Genomic DNA, 20,801 nt, shown 5'->3' with positions numbered 1-20,801 from the left:
TTTAAGAGAAAAAAGCATTAAATACTGGATTTAATAGCTTGGTTGATGATTGAAATATCAAAAGACTCTAAAGCTTTTTCAATTCGAAGCGCATCATAGCGATAAATGCATGTCCCTAATGCGTAATGCTGCACTTGACGCATCCGCACCTGCTTAACAATAAAATCTTCATAATCAACTTGCATTGGACTGTTATGAAAAAGTGTAGCGGTAAAATATGGACTTTTAGCGATCTGGAGCGAAGCTTCACAATAAGACTCCCACTCATGGAAGACTTCAATTAACAGTTCTTCTTTTTTTAGTTGAGCAGGTCTAGGTGGCAAAGGTCTACCATTCGCAATCACCTTAAAGCATTTATCAAATGCGGTTTTTAAATAGAAGTCATAACGCATTCCCAAAGCATCAACCGCCTGTCTGAGTCGCCAAAATGACAAGGCCTCACGACTGAGTAAGAAATCTCGCTCCTTAATGGGTTTAACGAATTCGGCCGCCTTATGATCAATAGCTTTTCTATAAAAGTTTCGATATTCATTTTTGAAAAGCCGAAAGAAGTAATAAGTGGCTTGCATGGGATGCATCAGCCTATAGTCAAACCACTTGGTTGTCATTAACTGCGTTTCTAGCTTCCGCTCTTTCTTGGGAATGTACTGAATGGTGAGAATTTCGTAATGTTCTAAATCAAGGTCATTGCCATAAAAGTGACCCGCCCAATCTAAATACTTGGGTATTTGTTTTTCAACTTGGGACATCCGATCGTTTCCGAATAATTAATATAAAAACTTAAATATTATAGAAAGTATTATTTAATTATTCGTTAGCACTTCAAAAACCCAAGTTTTCGGAAAAGACCCAAGTACCGGAATGTTTAAGCCGGTCTTTTAGAGTTATAAAGTTCAATTAATGCGTGTTGTAGAGTTACGCCTTTAATCTGGGCATATTCGCGGACGTATTCCTTGGTTACGCCCTCATCCAGCTTTAATAGTGCCTCATACAGTCGTTTTATGCCATTTAATTCAAATTCATCCTTTTCTTCTACTGGCTTTTCAATAGCAGACTTATAAACGCCAGATTCAACGATAAATTCTTTTAATGGGTTCTCTTTGTTAAGGTCCTCTTCGCTGAGATCACTACCCAAAAACTCTTGGGTCGATACTTTTGGAAGCCTAATGTTTTCTAAAGGAGCGCCTGTCTTTTTAGCTGAATCGGAAGAAGGCTTGCTGTCATGGATTTCTTTCGCTTCGCCTTCAATGAAGTTATCGGTTTTTAAACTTACTTCAAAATAAATGCCCGTGATATTACGTCCTGTCTTGATTTTCTTTTCAGTAATAAACAGGTCAGTAAAACTATTAATCTGATCAATTGCCGGCTTCAATACACGTTTATTGAAGTTGGTCATATCCGTACTTTCGGGATTTTTCTTGTCTCTATACTCATGAGGAAGAAGGCCCATCTTGGCACGGAAGTCCTCAAAGTCATAAACAGGAGTTTTTCGTATATCCGAATTTTTCCAACTAGCGACCAACTCATACAGACGGATGCCATATTTACTGGTCACATCGCGTAAATTGTCGATGGCATATTTGGTAAAGGTTCCTTCTAGCTTGGTTACTAGAGGAATCACATCAGGAGCTAGGGTGATCGTTAATAATGCATCATCCTTAACGTATGAAACTCGTGATACCCAACGTGACCGAACCACCTCAATCTTGCCATTTCGCATTGTGGTGTAAGAAAAACGTCTTTCAAATAAGGTATCTTCGGCTTCCTTCAGTGTTTTATATGCCGCGCTCACTGTTGTATTAAATTTTTGGGCATATAAGGAAGCCGGAATCTCGATAATCGTTTCGGCAGTCAGATCTGCATTCTTGTTTCTGGAAACTAAAATGGCGAGTAGAATTATTCTTTGCTCAGCAGTGTCCAAAGCGTAGCTTGCATTAATCAATGCATTCGCTTTATAAACATCTGAATTCCTAATAAGTTCTGCCATATATTCCGTTTCAGAAAGGTTTTATTGGTTTTCGTAAAAGGTACATGATTAGATAATGTTTGTAAATCTAGTTAATCAGTCAGAATTGAGCGGATTTATATTTAAGGATTTTGACCAAAACATGACAATGTAATGACATTACCGGAGTTTTTGTACCTTTATAGGCATTCCTTCGGAATTTTTGTACCGTTATCGCCTGTTTTGAACGGAAAAAATGTACCGTTATCACTCCCCTATCGGAGTTTTTGTACCGTTATGATGATTTTGGCTATTAGTTTAGCGGAGAAAATGTACCTTTATAGGGGTGTAAACGGAGAAAATGTACCGAAATCCTTTTATGTATTCTTTAAGTTAATGGAAAAATGGCTTTAAAAGGTACTTATTCGGAGTTTTTGTACCTTTATAGGACTTCTAACGGAGAAAATGTACCGTTAAAGGCGATTTAACGGAGTTTTTGTACCTTTTAAACTATTGAAAATACAGGACAGAATTTTTGTACCGTTAAAAAGGAATATTTGTACCGTAATTAAAACTTTTTGTACCGTTAAAACGGAGTATTTGTACCGCTCAAACGGAGTTTTTGTACCTTAATAGGCTTTGAAAGTATTTGATAGCAATCGTTTCAGAGCTTCTAAAAGAAAAAAAGAAAAGATTTTAAATTCAAATAGGTTTTAAGTTATCCACAACGGAATTTTTGTACTGTTATTATTAGAACTCTTGTAATTCAAAGCATAGAGCGTTTTTAAAAAAAAGAGTTCACAGGAAGAAGTAAAATTGGGTTTAGTTTTAAATTCAAATTAAGATTTGTTTTGAAGATAAGAGTACATAAGGATAATGCATGTTGTTAAAAACATTATTCCCCCTACCAGATGCCAAAGAAATGAAATCATTGTTCTATCGGCTCATCATAGGTGCACACTGTAAACAGACAGTGACATGGATATTGTTTTGAATTGTTGAAGCTGTACATCCTGAAAACAGGATGCACAGCATTAATGTACCGAAATGCTTCATGATAAGAATAATTTCTTTTCAGCAGCACGGCGGTTAACTAATCCATTAATACGTTTGCCATTGTCAAAAATCCAACGATCAAACTGATTTGCAGCAGCAATATAGTTCCCTTGGTTAAGGACAGCCAACATTGTACTTTTGACAAATGCAGTTTCACCTACGTTGTAAACAAACGAAGCAAGCGCATCAAATTGATTTTGAGTTACCTTGACCTTCACATACTTATCAAGACAAGCATCAACCCACTTACAATCGTTTTTAAGCCATTCTTCTGCTTGAACACGAGTACAAGTATCACCCATTTTTACAGGTTGGCCGTTTGGATATTTGATTGTGCCGAAGCCAATAGTCGGGACGCTACCAGTATCCAGATATGCCGTATTCCTGAAACCTTCAAATCCACGTATAAGTTCATATCCTTTTTCGGAAATATCCCATTGCCCTGTAACGCCAGATTCAAGTTTGTAACCAATGAGTTTGGCGAAAGTTTCTAATCCCGCCTTCTCGATAATCTCGTCACCAGCAGTTACTTGTTCCTGAGTTAATCTGCCTCCTGACATCGCCCGAAGCCAAGAATAAGTTTGCGCAATCTGAGCCATTTGCACTGATGCAAGTGCGGATACCATGCTACTCATTAATCTTTAAACTCCTTCAGGTCGTTTTTAATATCAGTTGCAACTTCGAAAATGTCGGAATCCTCCTTCTTTTCGATATAGTTGAAAATCCAACGGACAATAGCCCACCCCGGCAAACCACATGTGAAGAAGAAACCGCCAAGCGCGATCATTCCCCATACGTCTGTTGCCCAAGCATGAAGGTTAAATTTGATGATGATGAAAGAGCCGCCAGCCAAGCTTGAAATTACTGTGGTAATCAAGCCAACTCCCCACTCTCTCGGAGATCTCGGCATCCGCATCATGAGCACTACAGCCGCAACTGCCATCACACAGATTGCGACTACGATAGTCATGCCAAATGCCTTCCAAGCAGCGAATCCACCGATAGTAGTTGATACTGGTTCGGTCATGATTTTCTCGCCTTAGATTAGTTGAGAAAATATAACATTTTTACTATATTTTATAAATAAGCACTTACTAATAATTTATGAGTGTGTAAAAATTATCGTTGTTCAATTTTTAGGATGTTTACTATGGCATTAAAGCAGATCACGAAAGATGAAGCTAACCTTTTGAACGTTCTTTTAGGGCAAGTCAACTTGCTCGAAGGTCAAAATGGAAAGCCGGTTGAAAACTTGACCTTGATTTACGATCGGAAGACTCCTGGTCTAGCTTCGGTCGGACTGGTTTATGTAGATGAAACCACTACCACTGAAGAAAATGGCGGTACTGCGTAACCATTCGACTTCATTAAAAAGGCTTCCAACTGGAAGCCTTTTTATTACATATTAGTGACGTCAATTGCCATAGCAATACAAGTGGCATTTCCGACTGCGGCTGTGCTAGAGCCTCTATCCTTTGCTACTTTATTCCAAATATAGAGGTCTTTAAAGTGGAATTCCTCGCCATTTTTATCAACCGCGAGTATGTACCAAGGCAATCCAGTAGATTCGCAGCCAGCCAAGTCAGATTCGGACGGTTTAGTTCTGCCATTGGTATGCGTATGCCATACACCAACAATTTCACCTTCCTGTTCTGCGCGAAGATACTCATCGGGATTAATAAGAAACTGAGTTTTCGGGAACGGCGAATCGTTACGACATTTAATAGTAAGCGCTAACTTATATTTATTGACAACAATAAAGCCACAAGCTTCATTTGGATAACAATCCATCGCATGTTGTTTAATTTCATTAAGTAGGCGTGTGTCGATCATACGCGCTGCACCCCTGGGAATGCGCCGTATGGAAGAACGGCATTTTCACCAAATCGGCAAGTACAAGAGCTAACCCGTTTCCCGCAGGCATCAAGATTCGGGTCATCTGTCGGCTTGTCATCCTTTGTGAAATAACCGCCTGTCCAACCGCAGTCTGGCGAACGGTACTGCCAGCGACATGCATTCTTGGTCACCTGACTGAAAGGTAGTTGAACGCCTTGGAAATCAAAGGCTGATGCCAATTCCCATTCAATTGAAACGCGGCTTTCATTAACCTTTCGATCAATAAACCAAATTTGATCTGGCAAATGTTGCGTTGGGTCGGCTTCGGGATTTCCATTAGGAAAGTTCACTTCGTCAAGGAAGCGGCCAAATGTACGTTTACGGATAACCTTGCATCCAATAAGGTTGTCCAGCTCCGCCGCAAGTGACGAAAATAAGCCACTTACGTTTGCCAGAATTAGCTTAGGCGTAGGCAAAGTGCCCTGACTGCTTACATCAAAGTCACTTGCTTCAATAGGCAAAGGGTCATAGCGTTCTCCCTGCCAGTAGATCGGTTGGTGAAACGCATTTACGCCAGAACAAAAACGAATAACATCGCCGCCAAATTTAGTTGTATCAATAACAAACAGTTCGACTTCTGCTGTTGGTGACAACGATTGAATTTCAGCTACAGCGATTTTCTCGCCCATTATTCATAAACCTCTTCAAGCACTGCGGTAATCTGAAAAACACCAAATTTGATTTGATTCATCTTCCATTCGCGGCAGACGAACTTGCCTTTTTTGCCTTGTGGGTCAATCCAATCAAACGCGGTTGTGCCATTGGCTTTGTTAAGAAACTCGTCAATTTCATTTGCCGTTTGCAGGTTGTTGGTAAAGGTGCAGTTCCATACCCGCAAACTTGGGTTAATAGAATTTGGAATACGAGCTTCGTAGCCATCATTAAACTTGACCGTAGAGACGGAAGGTTTTTTCGACTTTTCAGCGCCCAAATCGGGCTTCCAAATAAATTCCATAAGACTCAGAATGAAATTAAGCGCCTACCTAATTATAAGTAAGCGCTTACTAATATTAAAGGGGGTAATTATATTATTTCTTATATAATCTTCCTCCCGGTCTGCTTTGTTTGTCCAAGGTGCTCATGACAATGGCTTCGACCTGCTTCGCCATTTGTTTATATTCTTGAGCATCACCGCCAGATGCGCTTGTAGAAGAGCTTCCATCGTTGTTTACGGTGATTTGGATTTGAACGTGATTTTGCATGACGTTTGAAGCGTCACCCGCTCCCAACATGGAAACACCGAGTCTGCCCGATGAATCGCGAGTAAGCGGCATGATTGCTTCTGGCCCTGCTTCTCCCATCAGACCGTTTGCAAAACTTCCACCCTTGGCAAACATAAACGGTGTAGGTTCATTCACGATAGAGTTGGTAAAAATTCCACCCTTGGCGAACTGTGATGTACCACTCCAACCTACAGCGCTGTTGAAGCCACCGCCGACTTGATATGAAGCACCGCTACTAATGTCTCCAATACCTGCTCCTGCACCGCTGTAAGCTCCATAAGCGGCCATTCCGACTTGGAACAATGTACCTAACCAGTTACCGCCCGATGAGCCGCTGGAAGCTGTGCTTGATGCTAACAGGCTTGTTGCCCATTGGAACAAAGCATTAATTGCCTTGCTGATAGCATCTGACGCAAAAGTCCAAAGACCCTGTGATGCGCTGCTGACATTTTCCCATAATGAACTTAATCCTTGAGTCAGTGGATTTAAGGTAGCGCGTAGTTTGTCAAATAGCGGTATAGTGTCAGTAATTTCAGTATTGACCGCAGCACTTGTAGATTCGCCTGTATTTGGGTCAACAGCCGGAGCATAAGGACCTAAACCGCGCCATCTATTTAGCAAGTCTGATGCCCAGCCCATTCCGCCAGCAGCTTTACCGCTCAATAAGGATTTACCAAGATCAAAAATGGATTGGTTACCCATTACGTTGGTAATTAGCTTACTTGCTGAATCTTTTACAAAGACTTTTGCATAATCGGCAAAAATATCAGATCCAATTTGACGCCAGTCGAAGTCCTTGAAACTCATCCGTCCTGTAATGAGGTCGGCAACTGAGTCGATAGCACTTTCTGTCCACTTCTGGTTAATGCTTTCAATACCGACTTTCAGATCACGGTATTGGCGTAGCATCTGCTGTGTTGCGGATTCAGAGGCGCGAACACGCTTTTCATTTTCAAGCATTAAGCGCTTGGTGAATTCCTCTTCAGCCAGCTCTTTGGCTTTGATGAGTTCTGCATATTCCTTCTTGGCAGCCTCATCGTTTTCCATCATGGTTTTGGTAATCTGAATCCGCTTTTCTAGCGCCTTACGCTGCTCATTGATCTCCTTGGCAACTTCATCATACGCATAGTCGGCAGAAGATTGACGTCGATCAACTTCACTATCCATTAGGTCAATGGAGAGTTGTTTATTGATGTTTTTAGACTCATAAGCTTTGGATAAAGTGTCCTTGGCCACCTGATGGTTAAGCGCAAAGTCCTTGAAGTCGTTATAACCGCCTGCTTGAAGTGCCATTGGATTACGCACTTCATAACGGGCGAACTGACGTTCTAAAGCCATTAAGGCATCAGATTTCTTGGTGTCATTCTCGACAAATTGATCAAGGACGTTCTTAAAGTCCTCATCTGTTGAAGCCGATCTTTCAGCGGCAAACTGAATTGATGCCTTGTAGTCATCGGCCATCAACTTCTTCATTTGGGCGTTAAGGAACTCATTGACATGTTGACCTTTGTACATGCCGTCCCAGTCAATTTGATCCTTAGTCCAACCTGTATCAGGATTGTATGTACCCTTCGTGAATGGACGTGAGCGTGGGTCATTATTGTCATCCCATTTTCCGCTCATCCAACGCTCGATAAAGTCGTTCTTCGCTCTCTTGAGGTAGTCAACAGGCTGACCGAGAATTTCACTAATATCAGTCTCGCGGTCTTGAGCGCCCAACAAGGCTTTCTCAACATCAGCACGATATAGGTTGTTCCATTGGCGATCGTAACCTCGTCCAGTTTTCTCTTTAGGCGTTGAGCCTCCACCAGAACCAATTGCCGGTGCAGAATAATCGGCAAGATTTGACGGTGTAGGTAATACACTTCCTGTAGAGGTTGCAGACGAAGTTTTAGCGGCAGCAGCTTGCTTCTGCTTATTTTTGAGAAGCTTGGCGTTCTTTTCAATGTCCTTTTTAAGAACGACTTGTCCAGCGTATGGGCCTTTCTCGATATAAACCAGCCCGCCTAATTTCATGCCGCGTCTGTACCCGGCAAGCATATCGTCAATTTCTTTTAATTGCTGTTTGCCACCGTCAAGCGCATTCGTTAAGAAGCCTTTCCCCTTTTGTACAAGCTCCCGCTTCTCAAGCAATTTGGTGATTTTCTTGCCAAGTTCACGGGTTGCAGGTGTTGAGGTAAAGCCACCGCCCTCTTCAGCCGTTACACCTTTAACTGGGATTTTTAAAACTTCGCCTTTGTAGTTTGCCAAATCACGGAGATTACGGCGTGCGTTTTCTGTATCAATGCCTAACTGGATTAAAGCATTGTTCCAGATGGTATGTAGACCTTTTAACCCTGCGATCAGGTCATCCCGTAAGCCTTGCACTAACCGTTGGAAGGATGATCTTAACGGGGTTTCATTCTTGTTGACGCTATCAAGCCAAGAAATGAACATTTGACCTACAAGAAGTCCTAACCCGACCCAGCCTGCCCAGCGTAACATGCCGCCCAAAATGCCAAGGACGCGTGTACTCATATTGGAAACTTTAGGCACAACATTTTTTGTGCCATCGCCCATTTTTGATACCGCCTGCCCTAAGTTATTTGCAGTGCTTGTTGCGGTAGCCAATTGACCGGAAGAGGTTTGAGCAGTCTTACCCAAGCCACCCAATGCAGGAAGGAGTGTTGTAACTAGGCGACTAACTAGGCTTAATTTCCCAAAAAATAAACTTGTCGCTAAGGTTAGGGCGCCAAAACCAGCTCCAAGACCTGTCACAATGGCAATTGCGGGATGCAAATTCATCAAGTTTGCAATGCCGTCTACCGCTTTGGTTAGACCATTAACGAAGCCCGTTAAAAAAGGTAGAAGCGGAGCAAATGATTCAGCCAAACGTCCCAATGAAGCCATTAGGTTGTCTGTGCTACCCTTTAATGTGTCTTGAGCTTCTTTTAGGGCCTGCTGACTTTCTGCTGAACGTTTAGCGCTTTCTGCCACTTCATTTGCGCGGTCAATGAAGCGTTTATCTAACATGGTGGTCAAACCGTCTACGGTTTTATTTGACCAGCCCATGCCAGAAGCCCAACGAGTAAAGCCCGTGCGCTCAATTTTGTTTTGTTCATTCGGATCAACAACTTTGCCTTCGCTGTTGATCATCTGACCTTTCTGGTTGTAGGTCCAACGCTTGGTCCCTTCACCAAAGAAGCGGGTGAAGTTATCTTCACGCATCATGTAATCAAGAATCTGACCGCGTAAAGATGAGAAGAACTTAACCGGATCTTCGCCCATCGACTTCAAGTCCTTGAAGCCCGCGTTCTTCATCATTTTGGTAAATTCTTTGATATTTTTAGCGTTTTCTCTGAACGCCTTCTCAGCATCGCCGTCCTTGAATTCGTTGAGGATATCGGCGCCCATCAGATCGGTTACGGCACGATTGGTAATTGTCTTACCCGAACCGTATAAACCCATCATCTTGAGCATCGTACCTACGGTTGCGATACCCCCGCCACCACCGTTACCACCACCAGCGGTCTTGAACTGCTCACCAAGCGCTGCGATTTTTAACCAGCCATCGGCTGAGACGTCAGCTCGCATACCGCCCATGTTACGCGCAATGGTTTCAACGTCGGCAATTTTGATTTTGCCGTTTGAAATATTGGAGATTTTTAACAGCGTCTCGAATGATTTGTTAATTTCATCGACATTGTTCATGACTTGGCGGGATTCGGCGAATCCGTACAAGTTTTTCACTAGGTCGCTGTTTGAACCTGTTTCATTACCCGTTGCACGTAAGATGTGAGCCACACGGGTAGCAGTTGCTAATGTGGCATCAATGGTCTTTTCGTGGTTGCCACCCATTGCAGCCATAGCGTCAAGACGGGCATCAATGGCTTCTGTATTGGTGAGATATTTCTCAGTCTTGGTTAAATCTCTGGATTTTTGAAGGAATCGTTCTTGTTCTTCTTTTGGAAGATTCCACAATGATAGACGGAATTTAGATTGCTCTAATTCCATATTTTTGTGTACAGCGCCGCCTAGACCTTGATTGATCTTGATACTTGCGTACATTGCAGCAAGGTCTTTGGCAACAGACATTTGCTCACGATGCAATAGCTCTTGAGCCTTACGCTCTTCATTAAGCTGTTGCATTCTGACCCGATGTGCGTCACGTTCTGCCTGTTCAGCGGCACGTTGAGCAGCTTGATCTCGGTTGTTAAGCGTTCTTGTCCACCAACCTGTATAGTCCAGCTCCAGCTTGCGACGGGCATCCGCAGTTCTTGTCTGAGCTTGGCGTTCTTCATCGATGTTTCGAATTAAAGGGCGCTGTTTCAGGCGTGCATCGGCTTCTCGGCGTTCCCGTTTGTCGAGTTCGCGATTAAACCAGTTTGAATATTCCTGTTCTAATTGACGGCGTTTTTCAATGCGTCTGCGCTCAGCCTCTTCCTCTCTGCGTTCGCGGTTATAAAGCGCTTCTTTCCACCAAGCTTCTGTTCTCTTTTCAAGCTCTTGGCGTTTACGTGCTGTGTCTAGGCTCTTTTGTTCCTGACGGGATTTTGCTTGTTCTACCGATTGCTGGTTTTTAAGTGCGCGGGTGCGTTCAATCTGCTGATTGAGCAGGTTTACACCTTTTTGCAGCTCGCCATTTTGATATTCAATATCACGAATGACAGACTTGATTTGCTCCTTAACAAGCTTGGCCGCATCTGCCTCTTTACGCCACAATTCAATATTTGCGCGCATTTCCACTGCTTTTTCAGAAGTGGAATTCTTGTTCTTGCCGAAGAATGTGCCGTTATAAAGTTTTTGCTGTACTGCTAAATTAACTTCCGCACGTTTCTGAATCTGTGCGGCCTTATAAGCCATTTCACGGCGTTCAGCGAGCAGCTTCTCGTTATTCTTAATCTCAGCCTGTAAAGCTCTAGCATTATTTGCAAGTGTTCGTTTAGATTGCTTCTCTAGTTCGTCACCAGTCGCTTTTGCGTGTGCCTCAAGAATCTGCTGACCCTTTGAAACTCTATTCAAAAGTGGGTTTAAATTTTTGAGCTTTTTCTCGTAGGCTTGCGTAAAGTCAGCCAAATTTTCAATACTTTTGGCTGCTTGCGCTGTGGTTTTGGCAGTTTTTGATGCCGATTTGTCTACGCTATCCAATGAGCGTGAAAGTGAGTCAGTATTTTTCTGAACCCCACTTAACATTTTCAAGGAAGCTGCCAGATTGTCATCAAGCGTTTTGAATGAGGAAGAGAGCTGGCGAATATCTCCACCCAAACCACTAAGAATCTTCTCCAAGCTTTCGACGGAAGCGTTGGTTTTCCCCAGATTGCTGTCTAGCTTATCTAGGCGATCTGATGCCTTTTGAATAGCTTGGTCAAATTGATTGACATCAAGTTTGAGCGTATTGTTAATTTCGCCAGCCATATTTACTGCCTCGGTGCGCTAAGTCTTCGCAGCATTTCAAGACCGTCTCTGTCCAATTTGGCTTCTAATGGATTTGATTTAACTTTTACGACATCCCCCCGTTCCGCGAGTAATTGGTCGGTAACGTCTTTGGTCAAGGTAGATTTACTGTTACCGCTCATGAACGCTGCCGCACCAAACGTGGCTGCTGTAGAAACGTTTAGATGGCGTAAGTCGTTTCTGGCCTGAATGCGTTGAATGTTTTTGCTAAGAAGCCAGAAAATGCGTATTGGTAGTTTCAATACGCATTCATAGCTCATTGAATAGAAGTGCATGATTTGGCAAAAGATGAAGCCAAAATCGATTGCCAATACTTCTACTTTCCCTCTGGGTCTTCCTGAGTCTCTTCGGATGAGACTTCCTCTACCCCTTCGACGTCGTTGCCTTTTGCAAATTCAGCAATGGCTTGAATCTGGCTTACGTCAAGCTTGTTGATTTCTTCTTCCGTCATGGTTGGAATAGCCAAGCCGACGACTTTTCTCGTTAAGCGAACTTCATCTGCCAATGTGAATTCGCCCTTTTCTGCGCGTTCCACAATCGACTTGGACTCATCGACGATTTGGAGAAACTGCTCCACATTCAATGTGCGGATTTCGTGATTTTTTCCATTTACGACGACTACACGTTTTTCTACTGATTTAACTAATGGATCTAGGTTGAGTAATTTCATAAGCGAACTTCCTGAAAAATCTTATAAAGCAGCCTCACGGGTATGAGGCTGCATAAATATATTAGTAAGTGCTTACTAATATATTGTGAGAAAATTAAGCTTTAGCTGCTGGTGGTGTAACTGTGCCGACCTGATAAAGCACTTCATCATTGCCTTCAATGACTGGGTAGCCTTTGAAGTTACAGTTGAAGATTCGTTCTTCATCAAGCTTATAAGCAAAGGTCATGGCACCCGGAGTTGCCGCTTTAGGAACGCGTACTGCATCGTTGTAGTTCAATGAGCCGTTTACGCTTTTAGGAACCAATACCAACTCGTCAGCGAAATCAAGCAAGTTCACGCCAACGCCTGTAGGTACAATGGCTTTTGAAGTTCCGGCTGTTGAATCTGTTACCAGTTTTGCACCCGGCATAGTGGCAACAAGGTTATCTAACGTGGTTTCAGCCAAAGGAACGGCTACGGTAATGGTACGACCCATTACATATTCAGAAATTGGGGTATTACCGTATTGGTCTACTTGAACTTCGTGGGTTTCAGTTTCTACCGTCACTTCAACGCCACCTTTGGTGAAGCCAAGATCAACACCGCCAAAGAAGACTTTACATACACCAAGCTTAACGTTTGAGGTATCGTTGTTAGCCATACATTACTCCAATACTATTAATAAGCGCTTACTAATAATTGCATTGCCAAGAATACCATAATGTTTGGAATTTAAACACTTTCACTAGAACAAAGTTTTAATAAACTCGTCCGCTCTGTGCTGCAAAAGTTTGGTAATTTGCACTTCGTATTTGACTCTGGCCCGTTCCATGAATCGACCGCCCGCAACTTCGCCAAGTAGTGCGCTATTCATCACGGAATATTCGGAAGGCTGGAACTCTCCTCCAGTACGACCGACGCTCATGTGCTCGTGTACAAAGAAGAAATACTTTGCAACCGTTGCTCCGCGACTCGGCTGATTCAAATTAACGTAAACGGTATGCTGACCCAAGCCTCCCTTAAAGAACTGTCCTAGCTTGTTACGTTCATAACCGACCCGACGATATTTGATCGATTCGCGTAATCCACCATATTCAATGGGTGCCATAGCCTTGGCAGTATCGCGCATCTGTTTGGCAATACTGCCTAGCTCGGAATCCAGAACATTTGGCATTTCACTTAACTTGGTGAGTTTCTTGCGAAGCTCATTGAGTCCTGTGGTCTGAAGGTTCTTTCGGGCCATTAGGTAATCTCGCTAAAGGCAATCTTGAAGTCTGATGCCAGTTCGAGAGTGTTCCCTTCTGAGATCGGATATTCGATTGGCTCATTGTCCGGATAACATTGTTTAATGTGCATACCTTCAACAAAATGGTTATCCAGTGTAAGAAGCTTGAATACCTTCTTCATCAATTTATAACCCGTCTCATAATTGGTGGTCCTTACAATGACCTTGAATTCGGTGTTGTAATGACCCTTTAACTCATGATCAATTTTGGTTCCGTTGATTGGATTCCTTAGCAGGATTCCGTTTGTTACGGAAATTGGCATCATGTTGATAAACAGGTTTTGCCCTAAAGTGGCGACCCCTGCATCATTGAGCATTTGAGCGATAGGAATTAGTGGATTCATTCGTTATCACTCCAGTAGGTACATGCCGCTTCGGTGTGATCATGCTTGCCGCGAATATCAAACCGTTTATGGACTGATTTCACCACATACATGTCCCCACCAAACTCAATGATTGAGTCAATGGTTGCCGTGGTTTTGGGTTCAAGCAAAATGACCAGATCTGCAACCACTTCCCTTGCGTTGCCGCGCGAAGCAGACGAGTCCGCACGAACTGAGGTCTTGTTGCTTTGCTGAATCATCTTGACGATGGCGCAACGTTCCTTTCGTCTTAGCCCAAATTTGGCTAAACCGAAGTGATCATAGCCATTCCTTGCCCGAACGAAGCAGAACTGATTAGGTGTGAACATCTGTGTAGCCTACAGGTAAGTCATATCCATTCGGATGGAAGTGATGTCTTACGTCTTTTAAAGCCACATAACCTGCCTGCCCTTGAATGGACACAGGCTTATCAATGTCAGGTACAGCAATCAGGTCAATGCCAGATTCATGCAATGCCTTAATCTGGTGATCTACAAGTGATTGATAAATGAAATCCCGAACGATGGTTTTTACAAGACTAGATGGCTCTCTCCATTTACGCCCTGCACTATCTGTTGCGGTAATTTCCAGTTCAGCCATTTTCTTTTGTACTAACAAGCCCATTGCGCCGTGAGCATTATTCTTTCCAAGCAGTTCAATCGCCTTGTTTTGGATTCCTGTAGAAATTGCGCGGTTCGCTTGGCGCAACATATCAATGGAAATAGATACAAGTTGATTTTTGACATGTTCAAGTTCGAACATGTTGTAAGCCACCTCTTGAGCGTCCAAATTTGATGCAATCTGCTCAAGAGTGTTGCCAGCAGCTTCAAGGAATAAATAATGTGCGTTAGCCACAAAATTCTTGGCGTTTTCAATCTGATACTGCGAAGGCGTATAGCCTGCGCGCCTTGTAGTGAAAAAAGCGCCATTTATTGCCATAACATAATTATCCATGAGACTCGTGAATCTCATTGAGAAATAATCCAACAAATAGCGCTTTTGTTCGTCCATTTTAAACCCTCGCAATAACCTTGCTTGTCGATACAAAGCCACTCAAATATCTTAGAGTTGCCTTGCTAACCGCTAACCTGAGTTGTCGCCCACCGATATAGCTCTCATGGGTTTCGCCAATGGTTTTGGATTTAAGGCCCTGTGCAAGAGCTAATTCGATGGGATCACCACCGCCAAGAATTGCATTCGCTTCCGCAACTTGCGCCTTTCTCAAGGCAGCCTTAAATTGCTCTGATAGCTTCTGGTAGGCGGATGGTGTCGTGGCTCGTAAATTGACACTTGGAATATTGAGCGTGCAAATCCGCTGTCTCGCCTCAATCAAAGCCGCTACCTTACGAACTTCGCCTTCTGTGAGGAAAACTTCCGTTTCCGGCATCGTCAATGCTGTCAGCTTTGCCTGATTTAATGTCTGAAAACTGTTTAAACCTACAATCAACCGTTCTCTTGGTGAAATGAGGTAGCTGACGTCAAACGCATAGGTATTCCCATCCCGATTGATTAGATCAAATTGGAGAATACGCAAATGATCGATCTCAATTGAGTCCATGTCCTCAACCTTGATTTCCATAGGGTTGAGAGCGGGAATCTGGTTATATTCAGCCTCTACAGTTACCTTGGTTTGGGTGACATCGAATTCGGCCTTTGGCTTAATCTCTACACCGTTTTGATCGACAATACGGTAGCTTCCTTGGGTCACTTCAAGGGGATTTCCGTCGTCATCGACAAAGTTGATAGGAAGAGATACTGACGTTCCGGCAAGGTAGTAATTCATCAGGTATTATTCCTGTGCATTCATGATGGCTTTGATTAATGTGGCAATTGAATTGCCTTTGACATTAAATTCGGCTGCAATCTCGCGTAATCCCGCAATGCCACTTTCATCAGCAATCTTTTCCAAAGCTTCCTGAGTGTATTTAGGTTCCGCTTTCTTGGCTGTACTTTCCTGCTTTTCTACCCCAGTCGTTAAACTGGCAACCTGATCGGAATGCTGCTGAACCTGATCTGCATTTAAGTGAGCATGACCAGTAATCGAGTGCAGCAATTCAAGTCCCGACTGTTGGCGAATATCAGGTGCGGGAGTCATAAGGTTCTGTGTATGAATTGCACCTAAATTCGCGGGATCGCCGTTTTCCCATACTGCGCCAATGGTACTTGCAATGCGAATTGCATCATTAGGCATCACGTCATATTTCGATAAGCCATTTTCAAAAAATACCACGCCCATTTGACCTGTATAATTTTCGAATCCAGCTCCGGTTAATTTTAATTTCATGCTTAATCCAACCTGCCATTTTAGTTAAATAATAAGTTATAACTAATATTTAAACAATCAATATAAATAATGCTTTCAATAAAAAAGAGACTATTTCTAGTCTCTTTTTTATCAATAAGTGCTAACTAATATTTATAGTTAAATATTAGTCACGCCACGAATTGCCGCAATTGAGCGAGTGGATTTAAGAGCTAAACCACAGTACCACTTGATACGTGTACGAGTAGCATCTTTGTTTTGCACTGTACCGATGTCTTCAACAACGATACCTGCATTTCCACCACCATAAAGGCCGTGTAAACCGTCAACTTCATTTAAGCGTACAGCATAAATCGAAGTGGTTTTTGAGTTCGTGCCTTTCACTTCATCGCCGGCAATCCAATCATTCATGATGATAGGAATACCGTTGTGAGTAAGCATTGGGCGACCAAAGTTAGATAACTGTTGCATTACGGCATCAGTACCATAGGTTGCACGAAGCAATGCACGGTAGGCACGGATCGTACCACGACGCATTACGATCACGTCTGCGCCATTCGGCACAGCGTCACACAATTCGTCCAACATGGTAAGAGTTAATGGATTGCCGTCAGCACCAGCGTCAACGATTTGAGTAGAGGTTACAAGCTTGTCAAAGCCGTCAAACTCTTTCGCGTTAGTTTTCGAATCACCACGAGCCAAAGTACGGTGGAATTCGCGAGCAACACCTTTGGCCTTTTGCTTGATTTGAATCGCCTTTTGAGCGTTCGTATCACCCATTGTAGAGTCTAAGAATTTATCAACATCAACGTCACCAGCTAAGATGCGTAAATGCGCTGTCACTTCGTCGAATGTTGAGCCTTCTTCTTCGATCACTTCATTAGGATCAAGCCAGTTGGCACCACCAAGGGTTTTTTCACGGTTGTAAACATATGCCTTACCATTTACTTGTGTAAAAGGCAAAATGGCAAAAAGGTCATCGCGGTCAATGATTTCTTCAACAACGCCTTGAACAAGTTGGTTGTTCGAGAGTTTTTCCGCTTCTTCGCGCAATAAAGGCATTAATAATGCTCCATTTACTGATTAGCTTTCTTCGGACGAACTAACTCTCTCTAGCGCCGATGGTTACTGGTCAAATATTAGCAAACGCCTATTTGATTATCAATAAGCGATTACTAATAATTTTTAGTGAAAATATTAACTTTCACCCCTTAAGCCAGCCATGATTTTTTCCAAGGAAGTCTTAGGTTGCTCTTTCTGCAAACCTTTATTTTCTTGCTTGGTTTTTGAGCCAGCTCCAGGATTAACTTTAGAGCGGATCAAGGTGTCTCGCTCTGGATCTGCTTCGATGATTTTTTGCATCGCTTTGTCGAAAGATAACGGATTGCCATAACTATCAACCAATGCAGTACGATTTGCAGCGCCGCGAGGTTTGTCATAGCCAATCACTTCTCCATTTTCGATTTCAAAGTGTGCGCCATATAAAGCACGCGCCTTATTTGGGGTTAAGGTCAATTCCTCTGCAATGTATGCGGAACGTGAGAAGTTAGAGCCGATAGTTAATTCATTGATCTGGCTATCCTTGCTTCCCAACTGTTGTTGCAAGTCTTTAATTTGTTGTTGCAGACGATTAACTTCTGCCTGATGCTGTTGAGCCATACTTTGCTTAACGCGTTCGTATTCCCCTTTTTCTTCCAGCTCACGAGTTTCCTTTTCTTTTTGAGCGGCAATTGCCTTACGTGCCAATTCTGGATCGATGTCTGCAAACTGGCGTTTGAATTCGTCAAATTCTTGAAGAAGCTTCTTTTCACGATCCTTGCGTTTCATTACTTCCTTGATTAATTCAGCTTCTTTGTCGGTAAGCTTGTTTTTACCACCATTAGGCTGTTTGTCTTTTTGCTCATCGGCATCATCTTTATCTTTTTCCGAATCAGCCTCTTTGCCCTGATCGTCATCGTCAGTAACATCGTCATTGTTACCGCCGCCCTCACCGCCACCGCCGAGGTCATTTCCCTCGCCGTCTGCTGGGTTTCGTAAAACGCCGCCGTTAATAAGTAATTGCATCCATAAAGGCATAATGTGTCTCCGCTGTTCTCTTAGCTAAAATCTCGCTGTTCTCTTAGCTTGTTGATTCTGTCACTTGCCCTTGGCGAGTTTTTTTGTTCGCCTTTGTTGAGCTATTGGACGATGGTTTGGTTGGTGTGCCGGAAGAGGAGCGTGTAATGTTACGCTTTAGATTCCCCTCTCCCGTCGTATCGGTAGTTCTGTTGGTCAACTCTTCCAAAGGGTCTGTCGGCCAGTTCTTTAGGTCGCGTAGCATTTCGTCTTTCAACGCCTTGCTTAATTGAGGAAAGAGCTTTTCAACAATGGACTCCATTTGATGTCTGCGAATGGTTTCTGGTGCATCAATCAGCATCAGGCGTGCAGCAATATCAAATTCGTCGTATAAGCCGCGTGTATCGAAGTTATCTGGATATGAAACCAAAGGAGTGCTGTCTTCCTTCAATTTGACCCCATGACGTTTGCAAACCAGATCAACGATTTTGTTTTCAATCGCTTCAAGGCTATCTGCCTTCGCTGCTAACAATGCGTTTACCCGTTCAAAGTCATAGGCTTTAGCTACACCAGAACTATTGTCGATACCTACGGCGTTATCCTGTTTGGTTCTTTCGCCGGCCAATCCAACGGTGTGATAGATTTCGTTAATGATTTTGGTGACCACTTGAATGATCAGGTCAGCCTGCTTTACATCAGGCGATAGGTAGTAAGGTTTTGCGCCATCAGACCCATCATAGGTAAAGAGACGTTTGGTGCCCATTTCAATGAGCTTTTTCTCGCTTTCATCGCCCGGCAGCATGCCTTGTACTGGCATGGCTAACTGGCTGAAGGTTTGGTCCTGAATGATGGCGTCAAGGTTTGATAGATAATTGGCAACCGCCCTGTCCAGATAGGCGATGTCATCGATCAGGGATGGTGCAGAATATTCTTCGTCTGAAATGATGTTGTCAGCCAGAATGATTGGGACTTCACCAATGGTATTGCTACCTCGATCAATCTCTTTAATCGTAATCTTGCCGTTCTGATCATCATTCTGCTTTTCGAACAGTTTCCATTCCGTTTTCGTCCATAAGCGGAAGCGGTGAATCGCCTTGCCTGTTGAATTTAGTGGGTCCTCATCGTCGCGAACCACTTCATGAATCAGCATCCAGTTTAATTTGCCGTGATCATCAAACGAATAATCCAGCATTTGAAGCGGAGTGATGATGTAGGCGTAAGCAGATAGCCCAGCTTCCTTTTCTTCCCGTTTGTTTAAGGGTCTTTGATCTTCTGGTACCGCATCCATATCAATAACTACCCCAATACGACCGTAAATTGAGGTTTTCTTACTGATCTGGCGAACGAAATCATTAATCGTTAAGCCGCTCTTGGTGCAGTTTTTCCAAAACTTCACCACGTCGGCAGGAGCATCTACCTTATTGCGGGTGATTTCCTGCTTGAATAAATATTTATTAATTAAATCTACAACTTCGCGGGTATGGTTGAAACGATAAGCGCGTGAGATACGATCCTTGAATTCGGCATCACCCTCTTTGATGTATTTGAAGATATGATGATTAAACCATTCTCTGCCACCGCTATAGGTGTCATCCATAAACATCCAGTGTTTGGACATGGCTTCATATAGTGGATGACGACGTGATACTAAACGTACAAGAGGGTCATTCGCTTCTTCTGAGGAAGCGGTCGAACTTATTGCATGTCGGTCGTATGAGGATAGTTCGGTTGTCATCTTATCGCCTTCAAAATATTAGTAAGCGCTTACTAATAATATAGGTTAAATTGAAACGCCTTTAATTTCAATCTTACGAAGTGGGAATTGGTGCTCGATTGCATATCCAAGGGTATTGGCCACCCCGTCGGTACATTCGAACCTGCCCTTTTTGAGATAAATCGGTCATTAGCCATCCCATCCTTCATATGGTTTCATTACTTGCTTCCCAAGAGATAAACCAAGGCATCCCCTGCATTCGTCAAGCTGTCGGATTCGGTAAAGCCCTGTGCCTTAATGGTCTTCTCGATGAGTTTGGTAATTGCGTCTACGTCCTCGATCGGAACCTTGAAACGCATGATTTGGTGAGTTTGAACTTTGGTTGTCTTGGGTAATTCAACTTCCTCTGATGGCGAATCGAGATCGCTTAGAGCGTCCAGCGCTATATTAGTGCTAGAGAAGATGTCGATTTCTTCACTTGACCAAGGCATTACATCGATCAATTCATCGATACCGCCAAGATCATGAAGAATTTCGTTGAGCTTAACGATGTCATCTTCGCCATAACGACCGTTGTCGATTAGACCGATCTCTTTTGCTCTGGCTTCGTCAATGCGCCCAAGGTTCATTACCGGCACAGTGAGTAGACCAAGACGTTTAGCAATCATTGCTCGGTGCTGACCGCCAATGATCTGTAAGCGGCCATCAAGAAGGGTACGAACGATAATTGGCTTAAACATACCGTGACGTTTAATACCTTCTTCGATTTTTCGCTCGTTTTCAGGTGATACGACGTTTGAATTCCAAGGATTAGGCCAAAGCTCTCCTGGGTCGATTTCTAAATATTCAACTGACATAGGAAACTACTTTGAAATATTAGTAAGTGCTTACTTATAATTTAAGCCAAATATTAAGCAAAT

The 20,801-nt window shown here is 43.1% G+C and carries 22 protein-coding genes; 1 reads left to right on the top strand and 21 read right to left on the bottom strand.

Annotated elements, in window-relative coordinates; translation table 11 throughout:
• Positions 1-17 precede the first annotated feature (17 nt).
• From MKL62_RS14665 to MKL62_RS14650, 4 genes are all read right to left on the bottom strand, one after another.
• Positions 18-749, bottom strand: a complete 732-nt coding sequence (locus MKL62_RS14665) for a hypothetical protein (protein ID WP_000084438.1) — start codon at positions 747-749, stop codon at positions 18-20.
• A gap of 116 nt (positions 750-865) precedes the next feature.
• Entirely contained in the window at positions 866-1,987 is a 1,122-nt protein-coding gene (gene repM, locus MKL62_RS14660) for a replication initiation protein RepM (RefSeq protein ID WP_000818856.1), read from the bottom strand.
• 1,010 nt (positions 1,988-2,997) lie between these two features.
• Positions 2,998-3,636 (bottom strand): lysozyme, encoded by a 639-nt coding sequence (locus MKL62_RS14655; protein ID WP_004832954.1) that lies wholly within the window; start codon positions 3,634-3,636, stop codon positions 2,998-3,000.
• Positions 3,636-4,028 (bottom strand): hypothetical protein, encoded by a 393-nt coding sequence (locus MKL62_RS14650; RefSeq protein ID WP_000138815.1) that lies wholly within the window; start codon positions 4,026-4,028, stop codon positions 3,636-3,638. Before MKL62_RS14650 ends, MKL62_RS14655 begins: the two co-directional genes overlap by 1 nt.
• 123 nt (positions 4,029-4,151) lie before the next feature.
• Between MKL62_RS14650 and MKL62_RS14645 the strand changes: the two genes are divergently transcribed.
• Complete coding sequence (locus MKL62_RS14645) at positions 4,152-4,355, top strand: hypothetical protein (protein ID WP_005130226.1); 204 nt, start codon at positions 4,152-4,154, stop codon at positions 4,353-4,355.
• 44 nt (positions 4,356-4,399) lie between these two features.
• Here the strand turns inward: MKL62_RS14645 and MKL62_RS14640 are convergent, their stop codons facing one another.
• The 17 genes from MKL62_RS14640 to MKL62_RS14560 all read right to left on the bottom strand — a co-directional run bounded on the left by MKL62_RS14640 (position 4,400) and on the right by MKL62_RS14560 (position 20,738).
• Complete coding sequence (locus MKL62_RS14640; RefSeq protein WP_005130224.1) at positions 4,400-4,834, bottom strand: C40 family peptidase; 435 nt, start codon at positions 4,832-4,834, stop codon at positions 4,400-4,402.
• The gene (locus MKL62_RS14635; RefSeq protein ID WP_005130223.1) at positions 4,831-5,526 is read right to left on the bottom strand and encodes a phage minor tail protein L; all 696 of its coding nucleotides are present in this window, start codon (positions 5,524-5,526) and stop codon (positions 4,831-4,833) included. Before MKL62_RS14635 ends, MKL62_RS14640 begins: the two co-directional genes overlap by 4 nt.
• On the bottom strand, positions 5,526-5,852 hold the full coding sequence (locus tag MKL62_RS14630) for a phage tail protein (RefSeq protein ID WP_000394499.1): 327 nt from the start codon (positions 5,850-5,852) through the stop codon (positions 5,526-5,528). Before MKL62_RS14630 ends, MKL62_RS14635 begins: the two co-directional genes overlap by 1 nt.
• A gap of 73 nt (positions 5,853-5,925) precedes the next feature.
• A complete protein-coding gene (locus tag MKL62_RS14625; RefSeq protein WP_045124727.1) occupies positions 5,926-11,514 on the bottom strand; it encodes a tail length tape measure protein in 5,589 nt (1,862 codons plus the stop codon).
• A gap of 2 nt (positions 11,515-11,516) precedes the next feature.
• Positions 11,517-11,864 (bottom strand): hypothetical protein, encoded by a 348-nt coding sequence (locus MKL62_RS14620; protein WP_001982243.1) that lies wholly within the window; start codon positions 11,862-11,864, stop codon positions 11,517-11,519.
• A gap of 5 nt (positions 11,865-11,869) precedes the next feature.
• Positions 11,870-12,223, bottom strand: coding sequence for a hypothetical protein (locus MKL62_RS14615; protein WP_000771531.1), 354 nt, complete (start codon positions 12,221-12,223; stop codon positions 11,870-11,872).
• Between the two features lie 94 nt (positions 12,224-12,317).
• The gene (locus MKL62_RS14610; RefSeq protein WP_032007467.1) at positions 12,318-12,863 is read right to left on the bottom strand and encodes a hypothetical protein; all 546 of its coding nucleotides are present in this window, start codon (positions 12,861-12,863) and stop codon (positions 12,318-12,320) included.
• 84 nt (positions 12,864-12,947) lie between these two features.
• Complete coding sequence (locus MKL62_RS14605) at positions 12,948-13,445, bottom strand: HK97 gp10 family phage protein (protein WP_000101578.1); 498 nt, start codon at positions 13,443-13,445, stop codon at positions 12,948-12,950.
• Positions 13,445-13,831 (bottom strand): minor capsid protein, encoded by a 387-nt coding sequence (locus MKL62_RS14600; RefSeq protein ID WP_001068664.1) that lies wholly within the window; start codon positions 13,829-13,831, stop codon positions 13,445-13,447. Before MKL62_RS14600 ends, MKL62_RS14605 begins: the two co-directional genes overlap by 1 nt.
• Positions 13,828-14,178 carry a hypothetical protein gene (locus MKL62_RS14595; protein WP_000494965.1) on the bottom strand — a complete coding sequence of 117 codons (351 nt, stop codon included), beginning with the start codon at positions 14,176-14,178 and terminating at the stop codon, positions 13,828-13,830. Before MKL62_RS14595 ends, MKL62_RS14600 begins: the two co-directional genes overlap by 4 nt.
• Complete coding sequence (locus MKL62_RS14590) at positions 14,165-14,803, bottom strand: hypothetical protein (protein ID WP_000371159.1); 639 nt, start codon at positions 14,801-14,803, stop codon at positions 14,165-14,167. The genes MKL62_RS14595 and MKL62_RS14590 overlap by 14 nt, the downstream gene beginning before the upstream one ends.
• Before the next feature lie 58 nt (positions 14,804-14,861).
• On the bottom strand, positions 14,862-15,632 hold the full coding sequence (locus tag MKL62_RS14585; RefSeq protein WP_001110365.1) for a hypothetical protein: 771 nt from the start codon (positions 15,630-15,632) through the stop codon (positions 14,862-14,864).
• Positions 15,633-15,638: 6 nt separating this feature from the next.
• Entirely contained in the window at positions 15,639-16,133 is a 495-nt protein-coding gene (locus MKL62_RS14580; RefSeq protein WP_000769019.1) for a hypothetical protein, read from the bottom strand.
• A gap of 138 nt (positions 16,134-16,271) precedes the next feature.
• A complete protein-coding gene (locus MKL62_RS14575; RefSeq protein ID WP_001130341.1) occupies positions 16,272-17,174 on the bottom strand; it encodes a major capsid protein in 903 nt (300 codons plus the stop codon).
• Between the two features lie 135 nt (positions 17,175-17,309).
• A complete protein-coding gene (locus MKL62_RS14570; protein WP_001131896.1) occupies positions 17,310-18,188 on the bottom strand; it encodes a DUF6651 domain-containing protein in 879 nt (292 codons plus the stop codon).
• Positions 18,189-18,231: 43 nt separating this feature from the next.
• Positions 18,232-19,902 carry a phage portal protein gene (locus MKL62_RS14565; protein WP_000206081.1) on the bottom strand — a complete coding sequence of 557 codons (1,671 nt, stop codon included), beginning with the start codon at positions 19,900-19,902 and terminating at the stop codon, positions 18,232-18,234.
• A 197-nt stretch (positions 19,903-20,099) separates the two neighbouring features.
• Entirely contained in the window at positions 20,100-20,738 is a 639-nt protein-coding gene (locus tag MKL62_RS14560; protein WP_000110211.1) for a ParB/RepB/Spo0J family partition protein, read from the bottom strand.
• Between the last annotated feature and the right edge of the window lie 63 nt (positions 20,739-20,801).

Source organism: Acinetobacter sp. AOR01_HL (assembly GCF_027855455.1).
GTDB lineage: Bacteria > Pseudomonadota > Gammaproteobacteria > Pseudomonadales > Moraxellaceae > Acinetobacter > Acinetobacter baumannii.
This window is presented reverse-complemented; position numbering and strand designations above follow the sequence as displayed.

Coding starts and splice junctions, on each gene's coding strand:
- MKL62_RS14585 (WP_001110365.1), bottom strand. CDS start 15,632: ATGAATTACTACCTTGCCGGAACGTCAGTATCTCTTCCTATCAACTTT.
- MKL62_RS14565 (WP_000206081.1), bottom strand. CDS start 19,902: ATGACAACCGAACTATCCTCATACGACCGACATGCAATAAGTTCGACC.
- MKL62_RS14575 (WP_001130341.1), bottom strand. CDS start 17,174: ATGCCTTTATTGCGCGAAGAAGCGGAAAAACTCTCGAACAACCAACTT.
- MKL62_RS14615 (WP_000771531.1), bottom strand. CDS start 12,223: ATGAAATTACTCAACCTAGATCCATTAGTTAAATCAGTAGAAAAACGT.
- MKL62_RS14570 (WP_001131896.1), bottom strand. CDS start 18,188: ATGCCTTTATGGATGCAATTACTTATTAACGGCGGCGTTTTACGAAAC.
- MKL62_RS14635 (WP_005130223.1), bottom strand. CDS start 5,526: ATGGGCGAGAAAATCGCTGTAGCTGAAATTCAATCGTTGTCACCAACA.
- MKL62_RS14665 (WP_000084438.1), bottom strand. CDS start 749: ATGTCCCAAGTTGAAAAACAAATACCCAAGTATTTAGATTGGGCGGGT.
- MKL62_RS14605 (WP_000101578.1), bottom strand. CDS start 13,445: ATGGCCCGAAAGAACCTTCAGACCACAGGACTCAATGAGCTTCGCAAG.
- MKL62_RS14590 (WP_000371159.1), bottom strand. CDS start 14,803: ATGGATAATTATGTTATGGCAATAAATGGCGCTTTTTTCACTACAAGG.
- repM (WP_000818856.1), bottom strand. CDS start 1,987: ATGGCAGAACTTATTAGGAATTCAGATGTTTATAAAGCGAATGCATTG.
- MKL62_RS14595 (WP_000494965.1), bottom strand. CDS start 14,178: ATGTTCACACCTAATCAGTTCTGCTTCGTTCGGGCAAGGAATGGCTAT.
- MKL62_RS14560 (WP_000110211.1), bottom strand. CDS start 20,738: ATGTCAGTTGAATATTTAGAAATCGACCCAGGAGAGCTTTGGCCTAAT.
- MKL62_RS14650 (WP_000138815.1), bottom strand. CDS start 4,028: ATGACCGAACCAGTATCAACTACTATCGGTGGATTCGCTGCTTGGAAG.
- MKL62_RS14580 (WP_000769019.1), bottom strand. CDS start 16,133: ATGAAATTAAAATTAACCGGAGCTGGATTCGAAAATTATACAGGTCAA.
- MKL62_RS14600 (WP_001068664.1), bottom strand. CDS start 13,831: ATGAATCCACTAATTCCTATCGCTCAAATGCTCAATGATGCAGGGGTC.
- MKL62_RS14640 (WP_005130224.1), bottom strand. CDS start 4,834: ATGATCGACACACGCCTACTTAATGAAATTAAACAACATGCGATGGAT.
- MKL62_RS14630 (WP_000394499.1), bottom strand. CDS start 5,852: ATGGAATTTATTTGGAAGCCCGATTTGGGCGCTGAAAAGTCGAAAAAA.
- MKL62_RS14655 (WP_004832954.1), bottom strand. CDS start 3,636: ATGAGTAGCATGGTATCCGCACTTGCATCAGTGCAAATGGCTCAGATT.
- MKL62_RS14625 (WP_045124727.1), bottom strand. CDS start 11,514: ATGGCTGGCGAAATTAACAATACGCTCAAACTTGATGTCAATCAATTT.
- MKL62_RS14645 (WP_005130226.1), top strand. CDS start 4,152: ATGGCATTAAAGCAGATCACGAAAGATGAAGCTAACCTTTTGAACGTT.
- MKL62_RS14610 (WP_032007467.1), bottom strand. CDS start 12,863: ATGGCTAACAACGATACCTCAAACGTTAAGCTTGGTGTATGTAAAGTC.